The 23,020-nt window shown below is 59.9% G+C and carries 19 protein-coding genes; 9 read left to right on the forward strand and 10 right to left on the reverse strand.

Annotation, left to right across the window (positions count from 1 at the left end):
- Positions 1-93 precede the first annotated feature (93 nt).
- From mmsB to chvE, 3 genes are all read right to left on the reverse strand, one after another.
- Entirely contained in the window at positions 94-1,293 is a 1,200-nt protein-coding gene (gene mmsB, locus OSJ75_RS10895; protein WP_250018783.1) for a multiple monosaccharide ABC transporter permease, read from the reverse strand.
- 1 nt (position 1,294) lies between these two features.
- Complete coding sequence (gene mmsA / locus OSJ75_RS10900; RefSeq protein ID WP_267228057.1) at positions 1,295-2,818, reverse strand: multiple monosaccharide ABC transporter ATP-binding protein; 1,524 nt, start codon at positions 2,816-2,818, stop codon at positions 1,295-1,297.
- Positions 2,819-2,886: 68 nt separating this feature from the next.
- A complete protein-coding gene (gene chvE / locus OSJ75_RS10905; protein ID WP_267228267.1) occupies positions 2,887-3,900 on the reverse strand; it encodes a multiple monosaccharide ABC transporter substrate-binding protein in 1,014 nt (337 codons plus the stop codon).
- A 293-nt stretch (positions 3,901-4,193) separates the two neighbouring features.
- Between chvE and araD1 the strand changes: the two genes are divergently transcribed.
- Positions 4,194-5,186: an AraD1 family protein gene (araD1, locus tag OSJ75_RS10910; protein ID WP_267228058.1), complete on the forward strand. Its 993-nt coding sequence runs from the start codon at positions 4,194-4,196 to the stop codon at positions 5,184-5,186.
- Here the strand turns inward: araD1 and OSJ75_RS10915 are convergent.
- A complete protein-coding gene (locus OSJ75_RS10915) occupies positions 5,167-5,853 on the reverse strand; it encodes a FadR/GntR family transcriptional regulator (RefSeq protein WP_323748386.1) in 687 nt (228 codons plus the stop codon). The two genes, araD1 and OSJ75_RS10915, sit on opposite strands and share 20 nt — an antisense overlap.
- A gap of 198 nt (positions 5,854-6,051) precedes the next feature.
- Entirely contained in the window at positions 6,052-6,828 is a 777-nt protein-coding gene (tam, locus tag OSJ75_RS10920; protein WP_267228059.1) for a trans-aconitate 2-methyltransferase, read from the reverse strand.
- Between the two features lie 93 nt (positions 6,829-6,921).
- On the opposite strand from tam, the gene OSJ75_RS10925 reads away from it, so the two are divergent.
- A complete protein-coding gene (locus OSJ75_RS10925; protein ID WP_250018788.1) occupies positions 6,922-7,293 on the forward strand; it encodes a YciI family protein in 372 nt (123 codons plus the stop codon).
- Complete coding sequence (locus OSJ75_RS10930; protein ID WP_267228060.1) at positions 7,290-8,531, forward strand: RNA polymerase sigma factor; 1,242 nt, start codon at positions 7,290-7,292, stop codon at positions 8,529-8,531. The genes OSJ75_RS10925 and OSJ75_RS10930 overlap by 4 nt, the downstream gene beginning before the upstream one ends.
- A 91-nt stretch (positions 8,532-8,622) precedes the next feature.
- On the opposite strand, the gene OSJ75_RS10935 is transcribed toward OSJ75_RS10930, so the two are convergent.
- On the reverse strand, positions 8,623-10,251 hold the full coding sequence (locus tag OSJ75_RS10935) for an MFS transporter (RefSeq protein ID WP_250018790.1): 1,629 nt from the start codon (positions 10,249-10,251) through the stop codon (positions 8,623-8,625).
- A 187-nt stretch (positions 10,252-10,438) separates the two neighbouring features.
- Here OSJ75_RS10935 and OSJ75_RS10940 point away from each other — a divergent pair, with 187 nt between their 5' ends.
- A complete protein-coding gene (locus OSJ75_RS10940) occupies positions 10,439-10,792 on the forward strand; it encodes a DUF1428 domain-containing protein (protein WP_267228061.1) in 354 nt (117 codons plus the stop codon).
- 6 nt (positions 10,793-10,798) lie between these two features.
- On the opposite strand, the gene OSJ75_RS10945 is transcribed toward OSJ75_RS10940, so the two are convergent.
- Positions 10,799-11,395 carry a hypothetical protein gene (locus tag OSJ75_RS10945; RefSeq protein WP_256473290.1) on the reverse strand — a complete coding sequence of 199 codons (597 nt, stop codon included), beginning with the start codon at positions 11,393-11,395 and terminating at the stop codon, positions 10,799-10,801.
- 225 nt (positions 11,396-11,620) lie between these two features.
- Between OSJ75_RS10945 and OSJ75_RS10950 the strand changes: the two genes are divergently transcribed.
- Positions 11,621-12,202 carry a MarR family winged helix-turn-helix transcriptional regulator gene (locus OSJ75_RS10950; RefSeq protein WP_250018793.1) on the forward strand — a complete coding sequence of 194 codons (582 nt, stop codon included), beginning with the start codon at positions 11,621-11,623 and terminating at the stop codon, positions 12,200-12,202.
- Between the two features lie 73 nt (positions 12,203-12,275).
- On the opposite strand, the gene OSJ75_RS10955 is transcribed toward OSJ75_RS10950, so the two are convergent.
- From OSJ75_RS10955 to OSJ75_RS10965, 3 genes are read right to left on the reverse strand one after another with little or no spacing between them, the layout of a single operon-like run.
- The gene (locus OSJ75_RS10955; protein ID WP_250018794.1) at positions 12,276-12,992 is read right to left on the reverse strand and encodes a Bax inhibitor-1/YccA family protein; all 717 of its coding nucleotides are present in this window, start codon (positions 12,990-12,992) and stop codon (positions 12,276-12,278) included.
- A gap of 21 nt (positions 12,993-13,013) precedes the next feature.
- Positions 13,014-13,787, reverse strand: a complete 774-nt coding sequence (locus tag OSJ75_RS10960) for an anti-sigma factor family protein (RefSeq protein ID WP_250018795.1) — start codon at positions 13,785-13,787, stop codon at positions 13,014-13,016.
- A complete protein-coding gene (locus OSJ75_RS10965; RefSeq protein WP_267228062.1) occupies positions 13,771-14,310 on the reverse strand; it encodes a sigma-70 family RNA polymerase sigma factor in 540 nt (179 codons plus the stop codon). Before OSJ75_RS10965 ends, OSJ75_RS10960 begins: the two co-directional genes overlap by 17 nt.
- A 156-nt stretch (positions 14,311-14,466) precedes the next feature.
- Between OSJ75_RS10965 and OSJ75_RS10970 the strand changes: the two genes are divergently transcribed.
- From OSJ75_RS10970 to OSJ75_RS10985, 4 genes are all read left to right on the forward strand, one after another.
- Positions 14,467-15,177, forward strand: coding sequence for a TetR/AcrR family transcriptional regulator (locus OSJ75_RS10970; RefSeq protein WP_267228063.1), 711 nt, complete (start codon positions 14,467-14,469; stop codon positions 15,175-15,177).
- A 24-nt stretch (positions 15,178-15,201) separates the two neighbouring features.
- Complete coding sequence (locus tag OSJ75_RS10975) at positions 15,202-16,392, forward strand: efflux RND transporter periplasmic adaptor subunit (protein ID WP_267228064.1); 1,191 nt, start codon at positions 15,202-15,204, stop codon at positions 16,390-16,392.
- On the forward strand, positions 16,389-19,535 hold the full coding sequence (locus tag OSJ75_RS10980) for an efflux RND transporter permease subunit (RefSeq protein WP_267228065.1): 3,147 nt from the start codon (positions 16,389-16,391) through the stop codon (positions 19,533-19,535). The genes OSJ75_RS10975 and OSJ75_RS10980 overlap by 4 nt, the downstream gene beginning before the upstream one ends.
- A gap of 288 nt (positions 19,536-19,823) precedes the next feature.
- A complete protein-coding gene (locus OSJ75_RS10985) occupies positions 19,824-22,919 on the forward strand; it encodes a LysM peptidoglycan-binding domain-containing protein (protein WP_267228066.1) in 3,096 nt (1,031 codons plus the stop codon).
- The last annotated feature ends 101 nt before the right edge of the window (positions 22,920-23,020 follow it).

Genomic DNA, 23,020 nt, shown 5'->3' on the forward strand with positions numbered 1-23,020 from the left:
CCATCGCTGGCAGCCAGCCGAGAAACAGCACAAAAACAAAATGGCGGGGCAAAAGCCCCGCCAGCATGGCAGACTAACCGCAGTCGGCAGCGATCAGGTCTTGTTCTTGTTGTAGACGTCGAACACCACCGCCGCGAGCAGGACCAACCCCTTGATGACCTGCTGCCAGTCGATATTGACGCCGAGGATCGACATGCCATTGTTCATGACGCCCATGATGAAGGCGCCGATGACGGCTCCCATCACCTGCCCCACGCCACCAAGGGCCGAGGCCCCGCCGATGAAGACCGCCGCGATGACATCGAGCTCGAAGCCGAGCCCAGCCTTTGGCGTAGCGGTATTGAGGCGTGCAGCGAAAATCAGGCCAGCCAGGGCGGCGAGCACGCCCATGTTCACGAAGGTGAAGAAGGTGAGCCGCTCTGTCTTGATCCCGGACAGTTTCGCCGCCTTTTCATTGCCGCCCATGGCATAGATGCGCCGGCCGATCGTCATCCGCTTCGTGACGAACACGAACAGCGCGATCAACAGCGACATGACAACGAGAACATTGGGCAGGCCGCGATAGGTGGAAAGCAGAAACACCAGATAGAGGATGATGCCGCCGATGATGAGGTTCTTGCCGAGGAAGAGAATGAAGGGCTCGCCCTTGTAGCCGTGCTTCTCGCGCTTGGCCCGACCGCGGACGCTGAAATAGATCATCAACCCGACCAGAACCACACCGATGAGCATCGACGTGATGTTGAAGCCCGTGCCGGCGAACACATCGGGGATGAATCCGGAGCTCAACAGCTGGAACTGTGGCGGGAACGGCCCGACCGACTGGCCGCCGAGCAGCCAGAGCGCCAGCCCCCTGAAGACAAGCATGCCGGCAAGGGTAACGATGAAGGATGGTATCTTGTGATACGCCACCCAATAGCCCTGGGCCGCGCCGATGAGGCCGCCCATGGCAAGACAGGCAATCGTCGCCGGTATGAAATGGATCTGCCATCGCACCATCATGATGGCGGCAAGCCCGCCGATGAAGCCCGACACCGATCCGACCGACAGGTCGATATGGCCGGCGACGATCACCAGCAGCATGCCCAACGCCATGATGATGATGTAGCTGTTCTGCAGAATGAGGTTGGTCAGGTTGACCGGCCTGAACAGGGTGCCGTTCGTGGCAACCTGGAAGAACAGCATGATAAGTATGAGGGCCAGAACCAGCCCATATTCGCGCAGATTGCTCCTGCTTGGCGAGCCGTCCGTCTGGACTTCGGTCTTTGCCGAATTGCTTGCGGTCTCTATCGTCATCTTACTTTCCCTCTGCGCGAATGATGGCGCGCATGATCTTTTCCTGGCTGGCTTCGCTCGCGGGCATTTCACCGACCAGTTTGCCCTGGTTCATCACATAGATCCGATCGCATATCCCGAGCAGTTCGGGCAGTTCCGACGAGATGACCAGAACGCTCTTGCCCTCGCCGACGAGTTGGTTGATGATCGAATAAATCTCATATTTCGCACCCACGTCGATACCGCGCGTCGGCTCGTCGAGGATCAGTATTTCCGGGTTCGCGAAGAGCCATTTCGACAATACCACTTTCTGCTGATTGCCGCCCGACAGATTGCCGGTCTTCTGGTAGATGCTGGATGAGCGGATATTGGTCTTGCGCCGATAGGCATTGGCCACCTTCAGCTCTTCCATGTCATCGAGTACCGCGCGTTTGGATACGCCTTCGAGATTGACGATCGTCGTATTGTGCTTGATGTGGTCGATCAGATTGAGACCATAGGTCTTGCGGTCTTCGGTGACATAGGCGATGCCGTTGTCGATCGCCTTGCCGATGGTGGATACGTCCACCTTCTTTCCGTTGATATAGACCTCGCCGCTGATCTTCGTACCATAGGCGCGGCCGAAAAGGCTCATGGCGAATTCGGTCCGGCCGGCGCCCATCAGGCCGGCTATGCCGACGACTTCGCCGCGCTTTACGTTCAGGTCGATGCCCTTGATGACGACGCGGTCGCTGTGGACATGATGATGGACCACCCAGTTCCGGACATCGAGCACCACCTCGCCGATCTTCGGCTGCCTTTGCGGATAGCGATCGGCAAGCTGGCGCCCAACCATCGACGTGACCACGCGGTCCTCGGAAATATCCTTGCGATCGAGCGTCTCGATCGTCGCACCGTCACGCAGGACGGTGATGCGGTCGGCGACTTTTCCGACCTCGTTGAGCTTGTGGGATATCAGGATGGAGGATATTCCCTGCGCCTTGAACTCCAGCAACAGGGCCAGCAGCGCATCGCTGTCGGTCTCGTTGAGACTTGCCGTCGGCTCATCGAGAATAAGCAGCTCGACCTCCTTCGAAAGCGCCTTGGCGATTTCGACGAGTTGCTGCTTGCCGACGCCGAGATTGGTGATCAAGGTGAGCGGGTCTTCCTTCAGCCCGACCTTGCGCAACAGGTCGCGCGTCCTGTTTTCGGCCTCGTGCCAGTCGATCACGCCATAGCGCGCGGGCTCGTTGCCGAGGAAGATGTTCTCCGCGATCGACAGCAGCGGCACCAGAGCGAGTTCCTGGTGGATGATGATGATACCTTGCTTTTCGCTGTCGGCTATATCGCGGAACCGCTGCGCTTCACCCTTGTAGATGATCTCGCCTTCATAGCTGCCATGGGGGTAAACACCGCTGAGCACCTTCATCAATGTCGATTTTCCAGCGCCATTCTCGCCCACGAGAGCGTGAATTTCGCCTTTCCTGACATCGAGGTTCACATTGTTGAGCGCCTTCACCCCGGGGAAAGTCTTGGTGATGCCGCGCATTTCGAGGATGGTTTCCATCGATATCCTCACATTAAAAGATAAAGGACCCTGCGCTCGCAGCGCAGGGTCCCGAAAAAATTGACCGATTACTTCAACTGGTCTTCGGTATAATAACCGCTGCCGATCAGGATTTCCTTCCAGTTCGACTTGTCGACCTCGACCGGCTTCAAGAGGTAGGACGGAACGACCTTGACGCCATTATTATAGGTCTTGGTATCGTTGATCTGCGGCTCTTCGCCCTTGAGCACCTTGTCGATCATATCCGCCGTCACCTTGGCCAGCTCGCGCGTGTCCTTGTAGATCGTCGAATACTGCTCGCCCGCCTCGATGGATTTCACCGACGGTATTTCAGCATCCTGGCCCGATACGAATGGGAAAGGCTGGTCGGCCGTTCCATAGCCTACGCCGCGTAGCGACGAAAGAATGCCGATCGAAAGGCCGTCATAGGGCGAAAGGACCGCATGGACCTTCTTGTCGGTGTAATAGGCGGACAGGAGATTATCCATGCGCGCCTGCGCCACGGCACCATCCCAACGCAGCGTGCCGACCTTGTCCATGCCTGTCTGGCCCGACTGGACCACAAGCTTGCCGCTGTCGATCAGCGGCTGAAGGACGGACATCGCGCCATCATAGAAGAAGAACGCATTGTTGTCGTCCGGTGAGCCGCCGAACAGCTCGATATTGAACGGGCCGGCCGCTTCGGGAAGCCCAAGCGCCTTCACAAGCGAATTTGCCTGCAAAACGCCCACCTGGAAATTGTCGAACGTCGTATAGTAGTCGACATTCGGCGAATCGCGGATCAGGCGGTCGTAGGCGATGACCTTGATGCCGGCGTCATGCGCCTGCTGGAGCACGTTCGACAATGTCGTGCCGTCGATCGATGCGATGACGAGGGCCTTGACGCCCTTGGTGACCATGTTTTCGACCTGCGCCAGCTGGTTCGGAATATCGTCCTCGGCATATTGCAGATCCGTGCCGTAGCCGCGTTCCTGCAGCGCCTTCACCATGTTGTCGCCATCGGCGATCCAGCGGGCCGAAGCCTTCGTCGGCATGGCGATGCCGACGGTGCCCTTGTCCTGCGCAAAGGCCTGCGATCCCATCGCACCCAGCGCGATCAGACCCGCAGCAATCAGATTAGCTATTTTCACGTCTTTCCTCCTGTTGAATTCTGTTCGATGACCGAAAGAGCGCGCCTTTGCTGTCATCGGACCACCTCCCAGACCGGGTCCGAAAAAACTTGTATCGGAAAAGTATGACTTTTGGAATAGCCTTATGGCCCGGTCTGCGAATCGATTGAACGCAATTATCGTATTATATTATTTTTTTGTCTTGCGAGTCGACGTCCGCGGATGCCGGCGTTATAAAGCGTGGGCTTCAATTACGGGAGGAAACTGTGAATCTCATTCAATTATTCAGTTCCAAGGGAAAGCGGCAAGTGGCTGCGCGGACGGATAGTGGCTTCCGTCAGATCAAGCGGACCCGCTCGGTCCTGGAATTGGCGCATGCGGCCATCGAGGCCGGCCAGACGCTGGCGCAGGCCGTTGAGCAGCGCGGCTTCGGCAAGGAAGTCGATGTGGCTGCCGCCTATGCCGAGGGTCGGCTTCTGGCGCCGGTGGATGCCGCCGATCCCGCACATGTTCATCTGACGGGTACCGGGCTCACGCATCTTGGCTCCGCCGCGACGCGCGATGCGATGCACCGGAAAATCGACAGCGCCAAGGAAGAGACGCTCACCGATTCGATGAAGATGTTTCGCATGGGTCTCGAAAACGGCAAGCCCGCGCGCGGCAAGACCGGGGTGCAGCCGGAGTGGTTCTACAAAGGCAATGGCTCCATGCTTGCCGGTCCTGGCGAACCATTGCTTTCGCCCGCCTTTGCCGATGATGCGGGCGAAGAGCCGGAAATCGCGGGCATCTATATCATCGGACCGGATGGAACGCCGTTCCGCCTCGGCTTCGCGCTGGCGAACGAGTTTTCCGACCATGTGATGGAACGGGTGAACTACCTCTACCTCGCCCATTCGAAGCTGCGGCCCTGTTCCATCGGCCCGGAGCTGCTGGTCGGCGATCTGCCGTCGGATATCAGAGGCACCTCAAGGATCATCCGCAAGAAGAAGACGATCTGGGAAAAGCCCTTCCTTTCCGGCGAGGCCAACATGTCCCATACGATCGCCAATCTCGAGCATCACCACTTCAAATATTCGGTGTTCCGGCAACCGGGCGACGTGCACGTCCATATGTTCGGCACGGCCACGCTTTCGTTCGCAGACGGAATGAAGGCGGAAGATGGCGATGTGTTCGAGATCGAGGCCGAGGCATTCGGCCTGCCGTTGCGCAATCCCCTGAAGACGGAGAAACCGCAGCGTTTCAGCGTGAAGCCGCTTTAGACTTTCCTGCAACGAGGACGCGTTCAGCGCCCTCGTTGATGACAACGCGCATGGCCTCTTTCGCCTGTTCGACATCTCCCGCCGCGATCGCCTTGGCGATTGCGGCGTGCCGCTCGACGGAGCGAACATGGCTCTCGGAGTTGGGTATCGGCGAGCTGATCGTGAACGTGGTTACAAGCGCAACCTCTATCAGCGCACTGATCGATCGCATGAACGGATTGCCCGACGCCTCGGCGATGGCGATGTGAAACTGCAAGTCGCTGTGGACGAAATCGGCAGCGGATTCCCGCGCCTCCCGCATCTTCTCAACCCAGCCGAACAAAGTCGCCAATTGCGCATCCGTCCGCCGGATGGCGGCAAGGCCCGCCGCTTCCGGCTCCAGCGCGAGGCGCATTTCAACGATGCTGGCCAGAAATTCCGCGCTTGCCCCCGCCTCGAAATGCCAGACAAGAATATCCGGATCGAACAGGTTCCATTGGGAACGATGGAGAACCCGGGTCCCGATCTTGGCCTTCGGCTGTATGAGCCCCTTCGCCGCCAGCGTCTTCAGCGCTTCCCGCAGCACTGTCCTCGAAACGCCAAAGCGCTGGAGAAGCTCGGTATCTCCCGGCAGGATCGAGTTTTCAGGATAGGCGCCGCTGACGATCTTCAATCCAAGATCGCGCATGACGTGGCCGTGATGCGTTCGCCTCTGGCCGGTCGTGCGAAAATCGTAATCGGTGAGTTCTCTATTTGACAAACTGTCGCCCGCACTCCATCCGCGGTGGAGGGTCGTCCTCCACCCACCGGCACCCGTTCCGACTATTATAATATAATACGATAATTTACAATCGCCGCACCCGTACCCTTTGCGAGAGCACGTTTGTCAGCGCGTCGCAACGATGAACAGGCGGGGAAACGGCAGCAGCACGGTGCCATCTTCGAGCACGCGATAGGCCTCGGCGAGCTTGCCGGCATAGATCGCCAGGAACTCTTTCCGTTCCGCCTCGTCCAGCGCCGCCAGATAGGGGGCGAGCGCCGATCCCTTGAACCAGTCGATAATGCTTTCGATCCCCGCGAGCGGGTGATGGTAGATCGTCCGCCAGACATCGACACGGCGGCCGAAAGGCTTCAACATCTCGTAATATCGCCCGGCAGACGGAAGCGGCTGGCGGGCCGCTGAAACCGGGTGAAGCCGTTGTGCCCATGGGTCCATCGCCGCCACTTCACGCATAGCCAGATGCGCCGGCTCGCCGAGATTGTCCGGCATCTGGATCGCGAGGGATCCGCCATTCTCCAGACAAGTCATCAGCCGCGGAAACAGCGTCTCGTGATCGTGCAGCCATTGCATGGAAGCATTGGCATAGAGAAGCCCCACGGGCACGGATGGCTGCCACTCGTCGATCCGCGCCATAGTAAAGCCGCAGTCGGGCAGACGCTGCCTCGCCTTGGCGAGCATGTCTTCGGAAGTATCGATCCCTTCGATCGCGGCGCCGGGAAAACGTTCGACCAGGAGTGCGGTGGAATTGCCCGGTCCGCAGCCGAGATCGACCACATGTCCCGGCTCGTAGACGGGAACGGCGGCAAGCAGGTCTTTCGCCGGCCGGGTGCGTTCATCCTCGAACTTCAGATATTGCTCGGCCGACCACTCCGCTTGTCTCATATCGTCTCCTCAACATGCGCCAGAGAATAATTTTTGACCGGTGGTCGGGAACCGTCATAGTTGTTCGTCTACTATTAGAAAAGGAACATTCCTATGCTCTATGCAATCCTTTGTTACAATTCGGAAGACGTCGTCGGAGCCTGGACGAAGGAGGAGGACGACACTGTCATGGCGCGCCTCGCTACCGTTCAGGAAAAGCTCGCCAAGCAGGGCCGGCTCGGCCCGGTGGCGCGGCTCTTGCCGACGACAGCTGCCACGACGCTGCGCAAGGGTGGCGGCGAACCGATTGTCATCGATGGGCCATTTGCCGAGACAAAGGAGCAGTTCCTGGGTTTCTACGTCATCGATTGCGCTACGTTGGACGACGCAATCGACGTTGCCCGCGACCTTTCGGAAGCCAATCCGGGGACGGGTTCCTATGAAATCCGGCCAATTTCCATCTTCAGACCTGGAAGGACTACATGACGGATTCGAACTGGATCGAAGCGACCCTTACCGCGGCACGCCCACAGGCGGTGGGTGCACTTCTGCGCTATTTTCGCAATCTGGACATTGCCGAAGAAGCCTATCAGGAGGCCTGCCTGCGCGCGCTCAAGAACTGGCCGAAGAACGGGCCACCCCGGGACCCGACGGCATGGCTGATATTTGTCGGACGCAACAGCGCCATTGACGGCGTGCGCCGCCAGGCAAAGCAGCAGCCGCTTCCGCCGGAGGAGATTTTGTCCGATCTCGAAGACAACGAGACGGCCGTCGCCCATCGCATCGATGATGCCGATTATCGCGACGACATATTGCGGCTATTGTTCATCTGCTGTCATCCCGACCTGCCGCCGGCACAGCAGATCGCCGTGGCGCTGCGCATCGTCTCCGGCCTTTCCGTGAAGCAGATCGCCAAGGCCTTCCTCGTCGGCGAAAGTGCCATGGAACAACGGATCACCCGCGCCAAGAGCCGGATCGGCACTGGCGGCGTGGCGTTCGAGACGCCGGATCCCATCGAGCGCGCCGAACGCCTGGCGGCGGTGGCGGCCATGGTCTATCTCATTTTCAACGAAGGCTATTCCGGCAACAGCGAAGAGCAGAAGGCCCGCTTTCCGCTCTGCGACGAAGCCATCCGGCTGGCGCGGCTTTTGCTGCGGCTGTTCCCGTCCGAACCGGAAATCATGGGCCTGAACGCGCTGCTTCTCCTGCAGAACGCCCGGGCCGCGGCCCGTTTCGACGCCAATGGCGACATCGTGCTCCTGGAAGACCAGAACCGGATGCTATGGAACCGGGAAGCGATCAACGAGGGCCTGGCGCTGATCGACAAGGCCATGCGTCACAGGCGCCCGGGTCCCTATCAGGTTCAGGCGGCCATTGCGGCGCTTCACGCCCGCGCCGAGAAGGCCGAGGACACGGATTGGAAGGAGATAGATCTTCTTTATGCTGCGCTGGAACGCATGACGCCCTCGCCCGTGATCACGCTCAATCGTGCTGTCGCCATATCCAAGACGCGCGGTCCGGCAGAAGCGCTTGCACTCATCGAGCCGCTGGAAGACCGGCTCTCCGGCTATTTTCATTATTTCGGGTTGAAGGGTGGCCTGCTGGTGAAGCTCGGACGGGAGGGAGAAGCCCGCGAGGCATTCAACCGCGCCATTGCGCTGGCGAATACCGCGGCCGAGGCTTCGCATATCCGCACCCATCTCGACCGTCTGGCCCAGATCTGACATTGGCGACACCAAAGTCCGATTGATTGCCTTCCCGCGCCGACCGGCTTGCGTCGCTTGTCCGCACGCTACGGTTACGAATTCCTGACCGTCACGACATGTCGATCGGTGTCTTGTGGGCGGCGATATCGTGCGGCAGGGTCGTCTGGCGCTCGATCATGCGGTGGACCCTCGGCTCGTCCGGCCCCTGATGCAGTGCCCTGATCCGGATGCCCACGGCTGCATCCGCCTTGGTGCGGCGCTGATTGTGGCGCACATATTCGACCCAGGTCGGCGTGTGGTAGCTTTCGGTCCAGACCATGGGATTTTCGAGGTCGCGCATCAACGCCCAGTGGCCGGCGCCATCCCTGATGCGGATGCGGCGGCGGGCAGCCATCATCTGCAGAAATTCGGGGACGTCCTCTTCCTTGATGACATAGTCGATCATGATGACGATCGGCCCGCTGCGCGGTTTGAGGTCGAGTGCCAGCAATGGTTCGCTGAACTGGTTCAAGGGGTCGAGGTTCAGCGACCTGAACTCCGGCAAGGCATAGCGCAAACCGACCAGACCACCGAGGATCATCACCACGCTCGATGCGAGCAGCGCCCACTCCGCCCCGTTTTCTGCTGCCGCGGCCCCCCAGAGCCAGCTTCCTCCGGCCATTCCGCCGAAGGTCGTCGTCTGGTAAAGCGACAGCGCCCGGCCCACCACCCAGCGCGGGGTCGACAGCTGTACCGTGACATTGAACAGCGACAGGGCAAGAACCCAGCAGGCTCCGGCGAGAAGCAGTGCAGCGCTCGTCAATATCGCGCTGGTGCTCAATGCAGTGATCGCGGCGCTGACGGCGAAGCCCAGGAATGCCAGCTTGACGATCGACTCGCTGGAAAGGGATTCGCGAAGCCGCGTGCTCAAGAGCGCCCCGCCGATCGCGCCGATCCCGAATGCGCCGAGCAATGCGCCATAGGCCAACGGCCCGCCCTTGATCAGGTCGCGCGCGACGAGCGGCAGCAAGGCCAGTATCGCGCTGGCGGAAAGGCCGAACACAAAGCCGCGAAAGATGACCTTGACGATGTTCGGCGACATGGCGACATAGCGGAACCCCGCCGAAATGGCGCGTCCGAGCGTTTCCCGCGGCAACGGATTGGCATCATATCGAGGCTGCCAGCGGAACAGGGCGAATATCAGCGGCAGATAGCTCAACGTATTGACGGCGAAGGCAGCCGCCGCGCCTGCCACCGCGACGATCGCGCCGCCGATGGCCGGGCCAACGCTCCGGGTCATGTTGAAGCCCATGCTGTTGAGCGCCACGGCCCCCGGCAGATCGTCGCGCGAAACCATGTCGCCTACCGATGCCTGCCAGGACGGATTGTTGAGGGCGGTGCCGCAACCGAGCAAAAAGGTGAACGTCAACAAAAGCCAGGGCGTGATCTGCCCGAGATAGGCGGAAACAGACAGGAGCACCGAGACCGCCAGCATGAAACACTGCGCCGTGAGCATGACACGACGGCGATTGAAATTATCCGCAAGCGCGCCGGATACGAGCGAGAAAAGCATGATCGGCAGCGCCGTGGATGCCTGGACGAGGGCCACCATATCGACGGAGCTCGATATGGTCGTCATCATCCAGGCGGCTCCGACCGACTGTATCAGCGAGCCGAAATTGGAGGAGAGACTGGCGAACCAAATGGTGCGGAACGTCTCATGCTTGAATGGCGCCAAGGGTGATTTTCGCTCGGTCACCGTGTGAATCCCTATGATGACGAGTTGAGGACGCCTTCACTTATAGACCCCCGGTTGTGAATTGCCAGCGAGCGACCGATATAGCCCAACGATTTCCAAGAAAAACCGGTGCGAGTTGTCGGCATCGCAGACTTTCATTCGTTCCTAGGCCGTGGTCCAATCTCACAAGCAACTCAAGGAGGATACAATGTCCTATGTCGATGGTTTCATACTCGCGGTTCCAAAGGACAATTTCGAGGCTTACAAGGAACTGACGAAGCGGGTCGGCGAAGTCTGGATGGATCACGGTGCGCTCGCCTATGTCGAATGTGTCGGCGACGACGTACCCTATGGCGAACTCACCTCCTTTCCCCGCGCAGTGCACGCGAACGAGAATGAGGTCGTCATCTTCTCGTGGATCGTTTACCCCTCGCGTGAGAAACGGGACGAGATAAACAAGAAGGTGATGGAGGATCCACGCCTCGAATCGGCCGGCGCCGAGCACATCTTTGATGGCAAGCGCATGATCTATGGCGGGTTCCAGCCCTTTACCGAGCTCTGACGGAACCTACTTCAAGCCGCAATTGCGCATCTGCCGTTCGTAATCGGCAGCCATGGTGGCGGCAGCGCGGGCGACGCGCTGCATGCCGGCATTTGATTTCCATGAACCGCGCGAATAGGCCGTGTGTCCGAAATAATAGGCGAGATACAGATTGTAGGCGTCGTTCAAGGCGATGCCATTCACGTCCCGGCTCTTGGAGTGATACCAACCGACGAAATCGACCGCATCGCCGAAATCGTTGCGGCTGGCACCCCACCGGCCCGTCTCGCGCTTATATTGTGCCCAGGTTCCATCCAATGCCTGCGAATAGCCATAGGCCGACGAAGGACGCTTCCACGGAATGAAGCCGAGCAGTTTCGTACGCGGCGGACGCACGCGCGCCTTGAAGCCTGATTCCTTGCGAATCGTCGCCATGAGAATCGGAACGGGAACGCCATAACGTTGTTCGGCGCGCTTTGCTGCACTGTACCAATTATCGAACCAACCGTCTCTCTGGTCGAAAACCGCACAGACATTGTTGATCCGGCTTGGCGCCGTCGCACAGCCAACCAAGACGAGCATAATGGCAAAAACTGCCACTTTCCCGGGCAAATTCCTTAACATTCTTCGAGATATAGAGAGAAAAAGTTAACAATTTTTTGCCATCGATTCGCCGGCAAAGACACTGGACAGGCATCGTGGCCGCCCAAGAGTCGCCACCCGGCAATCTCTGCCTTCCCACTTGGTGATAATACTTATATACCCACAGTTTGGATTGACTGTACTATTGTGCAGTGCGAAGTTGATCTGCAAATATCACTACACTCGAAGGCGGTTGCGGCGCCATTCATGGAGATTGATTTGGTTCCGATCTATCAGAACAGGGATGCCGGGCCGGATGCGACAGGCCGGACGGATACCAGTCGGATGGGGCGCAAGTCGTCTGCTTCCGCCTCGCCTATCATCACCCATTTCGAACTCGCCCGAACCCTTGAGCGGGTCAATCGGCGCTTTTCGGTATTTCTACAGTCGGAAATGACGCGCCGGGGAGTCGAAGAGATCGGGCCTGCCCACCTGATGTTGCTTCTGGCGATCGGCAATGACGAGATCTCCGTCAGCCAGCTCATGGAGCGCGGTCCCTATGCCGGCACCAATCTCTCCTATTACCTCAAGCAGCTGGGCGAAGCCGGTTACATCGAGCGCAATGCCTTGCAGCGCGACCGTCGCGCGGCACGCATCAAGCTTTCGGCCAAGGGCCAGGAACTCTGCGCCGACATGGCTGAAACCGCGGCGTCCTGCCACAAGCTCATCGCGAATGATGAGGAAAGCATCCGCAATCTGGAAACGACCTTCCGCACGCTCGACCGTATCGAGCAGACCTGGGCGAGTGCCGTCATATTCGGCACACCCGGCGAAAGCCGCGGCGGCTGAGCCAGGAATCAACGTCGAACGATAAAAGGCCAGGTCGAACCTGGCCTTTTTCCATTTCCGATCCGCTTCAGTACTATTCTTCGCGCTGGCCCGTCAGGTTGAGCAGCAGCTGGAACAGATTGATGAAGTTCAGATACAGGGAGAAGGCTCCGAACACGGCCAGCTTCTGCTGCGTTTCGGAATCATGATTCTCCGCATATTGTTCCTTGATCGACTGCGTATCCCATGCCGTCAGGCCGACGAAGACGAGAACACCGGCAACCGATACGACGAATTGTATCATCGTCGAGCCGAGGAACAAGTTGACGAGGCTGGCTACGACGACGCCGATCAGGCCCATCATCAGGAACGAACCGTACTGCGACAGGTCGCGCTTCGTCGTGTAGCCGTAGAGGCTCGTCGCGCCGAACATCGTCGCTGCGATGAAGAAGGTGCGCGCGATGCTGTTACCCGTGAAGACGAGAAAGATCGATGCCATCGAAAGTCCCATGACGGCGCAGAATGCCCAGAACAGCATCTGGGCCGAAGCGGCCGACATGGAGTGCATGCGGAACGAGAAGAACATCACGAAGGCGAGCGGAGCCAGCATCACCACCCATTTCAGGGGGGTGGAGAAGATGGGCACGTAGAGTGCCGGCGTCGATGCGACCATGAAGGCGATGATGCCGGTGACGACGAGCCCGAGGCCCATGTAATTGTAGATGCGCAGCATATGCTGGCGCAGACCTTCGTCGAACTGCGCGGCTGATTGGCCAGTCCGTCCCAAACCATATTGGAGGGGTGTATTCATCGCGTTTTCCTTCCGTTGATATCAATAAAGAGTGCTGGATATGTCTGTCGCGACCTTGCGCAGATCGGACGCACCTGCCTCGGCGACGAGCGCATAGGCCACCTCGCCGATCTGGAAATAGGCCGCCGACATGCCGTCGATATCGACGATCTGCGGCTTCACCACATCGAAGCTGCCGGGGCGAACGGCGAACAGCGAGAGCGGTGCCGCCTTGTCGGTGCCGATTTCGACTTCGACGCTCGGCCCGAAAGTGGACGGGAACAGCTGGACATCCTTCACTTTCCAGCCGACCGGCAGTTCCGGCATGACGATGGCGGTCGCCGCCCGTATCTCCGCGGCATCGAGGCTCTTCGTTTCGAGCTGCGAAGCCATCCCGGCTCGCAGCAGGGAGGTCTTGTGGGCCATGACGGCATCCTGCACGAAGGGCGGCGGCGGCGTGGACGCGACCACCTGCGAGACGACGAGCGGCCCGAAACCCGCATGCGCCATCCAGCCGAGGCCGACGAGGACGCCGATTGCGGCGATACGCTGGACGTTGCGGAAGAACCGCCGCCGGGCAAGGCTTCGCTGCAGGCGTTCGGCAGCCTGCGCCGATGCAAGGCCCGACACGGATGACGCGGTCGACAGGGCGAGGCGCAATTCATCCCGTCCGCGCAAATCTGCCATGACCTGCGCCGCTTCCTGCGGATGCTCGGACAGATAGGCCGCCACCTCGATCCGCCGCGCTGCGTCAAGCTGTTCATCGACATAGGCGTCGAGGTCCGCGCGGGTGATTGGATCAATGTTCCTGGTCATCGCGGCCTCCTACGAGCCTTAATTTCCCCGTCTGGGGCGGGTTTTCCTCGATGTCGCGCATCGCCGCCCTGGCGCGGCTGAGACGGGACATCAATGTGCCGACGGGCACGCCCAGTATTGCGGCCGCTTCCTCATAGGAGAGGCCTTCCACAGCCACGAGGTGCAGCGCGCCCCGTTGTTCTTCCGGCAGGGCGCCAAATGCCCTGCGCACCTGGCCGAGCCGCGCCGAATGTTCCTGCGGCGGCGCCTGAACCGTATCCGTTACCCAGCCGGCCTGTTCGATCTTGCGCGCTTCCGACCGCTTCGAGCGGAAGCGATCGATGAAGACATTATGCAGAACGGAAAACAGCCAGCTGCGAAGGTTGCTGCCCGTGCGAAAGCTCGATTGTCTCTCATAGGCGCGGACAAGCGCGTCATGCACGAGATCTTCCGCGTCCTGATCATTGCCCGCGAGCGTCCTTGCATAGCGCCGCAAGGAGCCAAGCTGGGATAGAACATCGAACTGTGGGTCTTGATCCTTCATGCCCGATATACGCCTTCCAAACGGATTTTATTCCACCCGCCTCGAAAATTTTGTCCGCTCAGCCAAAATAAAAGCGAGAATGATCATTCTCATATTGACGAGACGCCATGTTGCCATATAAACGAGAGTGAACGTTCGCTCTTTTTTATTGGACCCATGGCTGACTACACTTCATCCCGCTCGCTGAAAGCCCCTCTCCCGGTCAACGACACTGACGAGGGCCGGTGCTGCATCACCAAATTCTTCGGCAAGCGCGCGCGCAATCGCGAGGCGCAGGAAGAGCGTATCCTCAATGCCGCGACCGAGTGTTTCATACGGTCGGGCTTTCGCGGCGCGTCGATGAACGAGATATGCGCCGAGGCTGGCATGAGTCCGGGCGCGCTTTACCGCTATTTTCCCTCCAAGGAAGCCATTATCGAGCGCATTTGCGCCGCCCATCGGCAGGAAAGCGCGGAGATTCTGGATCGCATGTCCAGTACCCGCGACATCGTCGATGCCCTCGTTTTCGTCGGAATTGAGCATATCCGCCAGATGTCGATGCAGAAATCCGGTCCCGGGCCGGCGGATTCGAGCGCGAGACTGCTCCTTGAAGTCCGTGCCGAGGCTACCCGCAACGATGCCGTGGCGGCCATCTGCGACCTGCATGAAAGCATGATGCGGGAAAAGCTTCTCAGCGCCTTCCGCCAGGCAAAGGAACATGGCCTCATCGATCCGGTGGTGGATCTGGAGCTTGCCGTTGCCAGTCTCTCGGCAATGGGCGAAGGCATCATTCTACGCAATTTTCCGGCCGAAGGCGTGGAACCGGAGGCGCTCGAACCGGTATTCCGCGCCCTGGCCGAATCCATCCTGCGCCCAAAACACACCTGACCATCCTCATTCAGCGGGTTTATCATGAACGCCATCAGGAAGTACCTTTCCCTCCTCGCCCTGGCATCCGTTCTCGGAGCGCCCGCCGCGGTGAATGCAGAGGAGACGGTGGCAGCGGCTGCCAACGCGCCTTCAATCAATGTGGTCGCGGTCCGGCGCCAGGAGATGGTCGCAACCCTGACCGTCACCGGCACGGTGGTGCCGCGGCAGGAAGTAGCCGTGGGCACCGATGTCGCGGGCCTGCGGGTTCTGGAACTGAACGCGGATGAGGGCGACGTCGTCAAGGAAGGCGACGTGCTGGCACGGCTCGACAAATCATCGCTCGAGATCCAACTGGCGCAGATCGAGGCGCAGGCCGCCCAGGCAACCGCTTCCATTGCCCAATCGCAGGCGCAGATCGTCGATGCCGAGATCGCGGTCCGCCAGGCGCTCGAAGCGCTCGACCGCGCCCGCTCGCTATCGGCAAAAGGCTATACGTCCAAGGCCGAATTCGACAATGCCACCAATGCCCATGACAGCGCCAAGGCGAAGCTGAATACCGCGCGCCACGCCCTGTCCGCGACCGAGACGCAGTTGCAGCTCGTCGCCGCCCAGAAGCGCGACGTGCTGCTCAGGCTGGAAAAGGCCGATGTGAGGGCACCCGCGAGTGGTGTCATTCTCAGCCGCGACGCCCTTCTCGGCGCCATCGTCTCCGCAAATGCCGGGCCATTGTTCCGCATCGGCCGCGACAGCGATTTCGAGCTTGCCGCCAATGTTCCGGAAGTCGATCTTCCCCACCTGCGTCCCGGTATGACCGTCGCCGTGCGTGTTTCCGGCATGGAAGAGCCCGTCACGGGTCGCATCCGGCTCATATCGCCGGAAGTTGCGGCTGCGTCCCGCCTCGGCCCGGTCAAGATTTCGCTGGACCGGAACCCCAATATCCGCCCGGGCAATTTCGCGCGTGCCGTCGTCGAACTTGCCCGGCGCGACAATATAAGCGTGCCCCTCTCATCGATCGTCTATGACGCCACCGACACCGTGGTCCAGGTGGTGAAGAATGGTTTCATCGACAGCAGAAAGGTGGCGCTGGGGATTCGCGACGGCCAGTCGGCCGAGATCGTCAGCGGATTGGAAGAAGGCGAGGAAGTGGTTGTCCGCGCCGGCACATTCGTCGCTCACGGCGATCGCGTCACACCGGTTCGCCTCGCCAACGAGGCCACGGGAGCCGTTCGATGAACTGGAACATTTCCGCCTGGTCCATTCGGAACCCGGTTCCGGCGATCCTGCTTTTCGTCGTGCTGACAGTGCTGGGCCTGATGGCCTTCTCCAAGCTGCCGATCACCCGCTTCCCGAATATCGACGTTCCTCTCGTATCCGTCTCGATCACCGATCCGGGCGTTGCGCCGAGCGAACTCGAAACGCAGATCGCCAAGCGCGTCGAGGATGCCGTTGCCAATATCACCGGCGTCAAGAACGTAACGAGCAATCTGACCGAGGGAAACTCGACGACGCTGGTCGAATTCCGCCTCGAGGTCGATACGCAGAAAGCGCTGAACGACGTCAAGGATGCGGTCGAGCGCATACGCGACGACCTCCCCGCGACCATCAAGGAACCGTTGGTCAATTCGGTCGACGTGGAAGGCGCGTCCATCATGACCTATGGCATTTCGGCGCCGGCCATGACGTCCGAGGAATTGTCCTGGTTCGTGGACGACAAGATCATTCGCGACATCCAGGGCATCAAGGGCGTCGGCAAGGTGGAACGCTATGGTGGCGTCACCCGCGAAATCCGCGTCGCGCTCGACCCGGACCGGCTGACAGCCCTCGCCGTTACCGCGGCAGATGTCAACCGGGCGCTCAAATCGATGAATGCCGACCTCACCGGCGGGCGCGGCGACCTTGGAACGACGCAACAGACCATCCGTACGCTGGGCGCTTCCCGCAGCCTCGACGATCTGCGCGCCATCGAGATCCCGATCACGGCGGGACGGTCCGTGCGTCTCGACGCGCTCGGCACCGTCAGCGACTCCTATGAGGAGCCCAAATCCTTTGCCCGTGTGAATAATGAAACGGTTGTCTCACTGGCCGTCTTTCGCGCCAAGGGTGCGAGCGACGCCGAAGTCTACGACCTGGTGCAGGCGCGCATCGATCAGCTCCGGCAGAAATATCCCGATGCACAGTTCACGCTGATCGACAATTCCGTCAACTACACCTACGGAAACTATGAATCGGCCATGAGTTCTCTGGTCGAAGGCGCTGTCCTCTCGATCATCGTCGTGCTGCTGTTCCTGCGCAATTTCAGGGCAACGCTCATTGCAGCCGTCGCCCTGCCCTTGTCCGCGATCCCCACCTTCTGGGCGATCGACATGCTGGGCTTCTCGCTCAACCTCGTCAGCCTGCTCGGAATAACACTCGTGACGGGCATTCTGGTCGATGATGCGATCGTCGAGATCGAGAACATCGTCCGGCACATGCGTTCGGGCAAATCGGCCTACCGGGCTTCGCTCGAGGCGGCAGACGAGATCGGACTGGCCGTGATCGCCATCTCGGCGACGATCATTGCCGTCTTCGCACCCGTAAGCTTCATGAGCGGCATTGCCGGGCAATATTTCAAGCAGTTCGGACTGACGGTCGCGATCGCCGTTTTCTTCTCGCTGCTCGTGGCGCGTCTGATCACCCCGATGATGACGGCCTATCTGCTGAGGGACAAGAAAAGCCTGCATCATGGCGAGGCTGAGACCGGCTGGATATCGGCCTATGCACGCTTCCTCGCCATCACGCTGCGGTTTCGCTGGCTGACCCTTGGCACCGGCATCGCCCTTTTTGCCGTCGCCATCTGGGCAATGGGCTTCCTCCCATCCGGTTTTGTTCCGGCCCAGGACGAGGCACGCGTCGTGGTGAGTCTCGAACTACCTCCGGGCGCGAGGATCGAGGAAACCAGGGAAACCACCGACCGTGCAGCGGAGAAGGTCCGTGAAATTCCCGAAGTGCTGCAGACCTATGTCACCGGCGGAGCCTCGCCGACCGGTTCGCTCGACACGCGCCGCGCGACCATGATCGTAAAGCTCAGCCACAAGAGCGAACGTGACCGCAGCCAGAAGCAGGTAGAAGGCGCGATCCTGCAGCAACTCTCCAGCATAGCGGATCTCCGGGCGAACTTCGTCAATGACCGCGGAGAGCGCGAATTCGCCGTCGGCGTCATCGGCAGCGACGGTGAAAAGGTGAGCGAGCAGGCACGCCTCCTGCAAAGCGCGATGACGGCAACAGGGGATTTCCAGGCCGTCTCGTCGACGGCCGCCCTCGACCGGCCCGAAATCATCGTGCGTCCGCGCACCGACAAGCTCGCCGAGCTCGGCCTGTCCACCCAGGCGCTGTCCGATACGCTGCGCGTCGCCACCCTCGGCGATCTCGATGCGAACCTGGCCAAATACACGGTTGGAGACCGCCAGATTCCCATCCGCGTGCAGCTGAAGGAAGATGCGCGCCGCGACCTTTCCGTATTGCAGACATTGACGGTTACGACGGAGTCCGGCGTGGTGGTGCCGCTGGAATCCATCGCCGAGATCGGCTTTGACCAGGGACCGTCCACCATAGAGCGGTTCAATCGCCAGCGCCGCGTCGTCGTTGGCGCCAACATGGCGAACGGCAAGGAGATCGGCGAAGGCCTTTCGATCGTCCAGAACCTGCCGGTTTCAAAGGCGATGCCCGAGGGCGTGCGCATTCAGGAAACCGGCGATGCGGAGGTCATGGGCGAGGTGTTCGCCGGCTTCCGCGACGCCATGATCATGGGGCTGATGCTCGTATTCGTCGTGCTGATCCTGCTCTTTGGCAGCGTCTTTCACGCCTTCACCATATTGATGTCGCTGCCCCTTTCGATCGCGGGCGTTGCCGTCGCCCTGCTCGTGACCAACAATTCCGTATCGATGGCCGTGGTCATCGGCATTCTGATGCTGATGGGGATAGTCACCAAGAACGCGATCATGCTTGTCGATTTCGCCATTGAAGAGGTTCGCCAGGGCGTTCCCCGCAATGAGGCCATCATGGATGCGGGACGCAAGCGAATCAGGCCCATCATCATGACCACCATTGCAATGTCGGCGGGCATGCTGCCTGCCGCCATGGCCTTTGGCGACGGCGGCGAATTTCGCGCCCCGATGGCGATCGCCGTCATTGGCGGCTTGCTCGTTTCCACGGTCCTGTCGCTCGTCTTCGTGCCGTCATTCTATACGATAATGGATGATGCCAGCCGCTGGATGGGCCGCGCATTCCATTGGGCCGTACGCCCGAACACGCCGGATGAACCGGAAATGCTGCCTGTACACGCCGCGTCTTCCGGCCATGCCTCCCTGCGGCTGGATCTGCCGCAAGCGGCGGAATAGGCGGCTGCTCAACGTGAAATTCAATAATAATTCAAAATTTGAATCACAAGTGTAACAAGTCGGCGTTTAAATGTGATAAACGGCGTTTAGAACCGCTTGAGCGCAATTCAAGTGTAGAAACCGTGATTATTGCCGGTATCAGCCTCTCGACTAGTGAAATACTCTAGTCCGGCAACTTGTTTATTTCAAATCACGCTAGATAAGGCGGCAAAATCGATTGCCAACTGCCATGCCTCAATTCATAAATCTGTCACGAAAATTATAAGACAGATTATCAGAGGTGAACGCATGGGACTTCTAGATTTCAATCGTCGTTTAATCGCCCCTTTCCAGCGCAGTTTTCCCTTGCAGAATGACGAAGGCTTCACCGCTGCGGTCAACAAAGCCAAGAAGCCGGTGCCGCAGGGCAATCCCGAGCAGGAGCAAGATGGGAGCATCGATCATACGATCAAGAGAGGCGAAATGCTCGGCACCATTGCGCCGCTCTATGATCAAGGCGTTCCCGATCTGCTTGCCACCAATCCCAACATCACCGATCCCGACATTATCAATGAAGGCGCCTCCCTGCGCGTTCTCGACAAGGAGCGGCGCACAAGTCTCGAGACGATAAACAGCATTCAAGGCGACATCGACAAAGCCTCTTCGCCGGCCGAGAAGGATGAGAAGACAAAGGCCCTGAAGCTCGCCGTCAGCACGGATCTGATGTCGGCCGTCAAGAACGATGCATTTACACCGGCTTCGTTGAAAGACAATCTCGATCAGCGGGAAGCGGATCTCATCGCCCTCGGACCGCAGACCGAAGCCTACAAGACGACGGTCCGGGACGAACGTAAAACAGTCGAAACAAGTCTCAACGACGTCTTCAAGCCGCTGAGCGGTGCCATAACGGCTGCGCAGCAGGATCCGTCCAAATGGGGACAGGTACAGGCTGAACTGACGACGCAGTTCGAGACCTTGGCCAAGGGCACACCCGACAATGGCGAAGCGGCGATCAACGCCGCGCGCGAGACGCTGAAGACCTATGGGCCTTCCGACGCGAAATTCGTCGAAATGCTCGACGCGGCCGGACACGAGATTCTCGTCGCCAGGCCGGCGCGGGCCGTGCAGGACGCGTTCAAGAAGGGCGAAAGCAACTTCCACGGGCTTGAGGGCGACGACAAGCGCCAGGTCCAGATAGAAGATGGCGCAAGCAAAGCCGCAAAGACCTTGAACGAAGTGACGAAGAACGTCACGCCCGACACCGCCCAATTGATCCTGCTCGAGGCCAACAAGCCGATTGATGCCTTCGGCAACAAGGATACGAAGATCGTCGACGTCATCGAGACCACGATCGGAAGACGCACGGCCATCGCCAATGGCGCCATCCCCGACGACAAGCTGAGCGGCAAGAACTCGATGATCTCCGGCGAGATCAAGCTCTCGACAGAGATCACGAACAAGAACCTCGTCGCCGATTACTCGGCCATCACCGGCCATATCTCGCAAGGAACCGGTGGGGACAAGTTTGTCAGCGACCGCGCCGAAAACATCGTGAAATCCTTCAAGGTGGCACACGACCAGACCTTCTCGGATTGGGAAAAGAAGCTCCCGGAAGAGACGAAGGACTTCACGTTCGAGGAGAAGAAGGCCATCGGCAGCGAGATGGGCATCCCCTATCCCGAGATCAAAGCCGCCAACCCCGACGCGGCCGGCGATCCATTCCGCCAGGCCATCGCCAATGGCAATGATCCCACGCTGACCCTTGCCGTCGTCAAGAAGCTCGACAGCAGCGGCGACAAGGGCAATGCCAACAAGATATTCGATGCCGCCATCAAGGGTACCGATGACTTCACCAAGAACAGCCAGCATGTCGTCGGCGAGTTCGCCAAGGATCATCTCGTCGTCGCCTCGGACTGGAAATCGTCCCTGTCCGCGGAACAGATCACTGCCGGCCTGAACGATTCCATCAAGAACAATCCCGGCAGCAAGGAGACGATGGATGCCCAGGGCGCCAAGATCGTTCGCAACCTCGCCGCGTTGCACGAGGCCGAAGAGGGCCTCAAGGGCATGGAAGGCTTCGATCGCTACACGAAATCGGTAAGCGCACTCGAAAATGACGAGAAGGGCCAGTTCGCCGTCGCCAACAGCGCCGAAGCCTGGGATGAAATGGGCAAGCTCTATGTCGAGAGCACGGTGAAGCCGGAAGAGGTCACGGTACCGGCCGCACCGACGCTGTACTGGTCCGGACGCGCCGTCATCGGCCTTCACCGCACGTTGTCCGCTTATGAGGCATTGGGCGGAAACAAGGCCTATGTCCCGCCGACACCAGGCAGCATCGATGCGGCGTCCCGGATGAGCCCGGGCCAGGTCGATTCCAAGCTCGCCCAGAGCGCCAATCTGGCGCTCAACGGGCCGAACGCGGCAACGGACCCCAAGGCGCGCAAGGCGGCGCTGGAGAGCCTCGCCAAGAGCTTCGACGGCTCCAAGTTCGACCCGCGGGCAGGCATCACCACGGCGTCCGGCTTCGGCAAGGGTCTCGCAGCGGTGCAGGGCCTGCTATATCTTGGAAGCGCCGATGCCAATTTCAGTGCCGGCGGGCCATTGCCGACGGCCTTTGGTGTCTGGCTGACTGCAGGTATCGCCTACGAGGCGGGCCAGCTCGGAGCCGGCGGCGTTCGCTCGCTCGTCGAGCACGGCAAAATACCAAAGGACGGCTTCCTGGACCGGGCGTCGCGTTTCGCCGAAGTGAGCGGAACGCCTAAATGGGGCTGGTTCACCAAATATTTCGATCGTGCCGGCGGCGCCCTCATGGTGGCCTATACGCTCGACCACGCGGCCAATGGCAGATGGGCGAACTCCGCCTTTGCCGCCACGACGACGCTTGGCACATTCCTTTCAATGATGAAAACGCCGAAGGCCGGCCCTTGGGGCGTCGCCCTTGCTGCGATCGGCATCATCGGTGAAATGGGCTATGACGCCTACAGGCACAGCAAAGCGGCTGCCTATTACGAGGGCCCGACGGAGAAATTCCTCATCGCCGCCGGCTTCGATTCCGAAGCAGCCAAGATACTCTCCGACCACGACGGCGATGGCAACAGCGTTGGCGGCGTGATCGATCCGCTTGCAAAAGAGCTGGGCATGACGCCGCAGGCGCTTGTCGAAGTGCTTCGCAAGTCCGATCACGACAAGCTCAAGGAATTTGTCGCCGGTGTTCACCAGGCCAAGCCGGACGACAAGGGCAAATATCCGATGACCGCGCCGCCGCGGCCGAAAGATATAGAAGTTCCGCCGAGCATCGACATGCCTGAGGGCGGTACGATCGTGGCGGATCCGGCCATGGGGCGGCCGCGCACCATACCCGAGCTTGCCGATTGGGCTCGCAAGAACCTCGTCCTGACGAGCTGAGCCGTTCATGGCCAATGACCGTGATCCTCGGCGGGATCACGGTCATTCTCTATCGCTCGCGATTTTTGTCTCTTGACGAATCTGTCGGCGCCGCACTCTAG

The organism is Phyllobacterium sp. 0TCS1.6A, assembly GCF_026420825.1.
Taxonomy (GTDB): domain Bacteria; phylum Pseudomonadota; class Alphaproteobacteria; order Rhizobiales; family Rhizobiaceae; genus Phyllobacterium.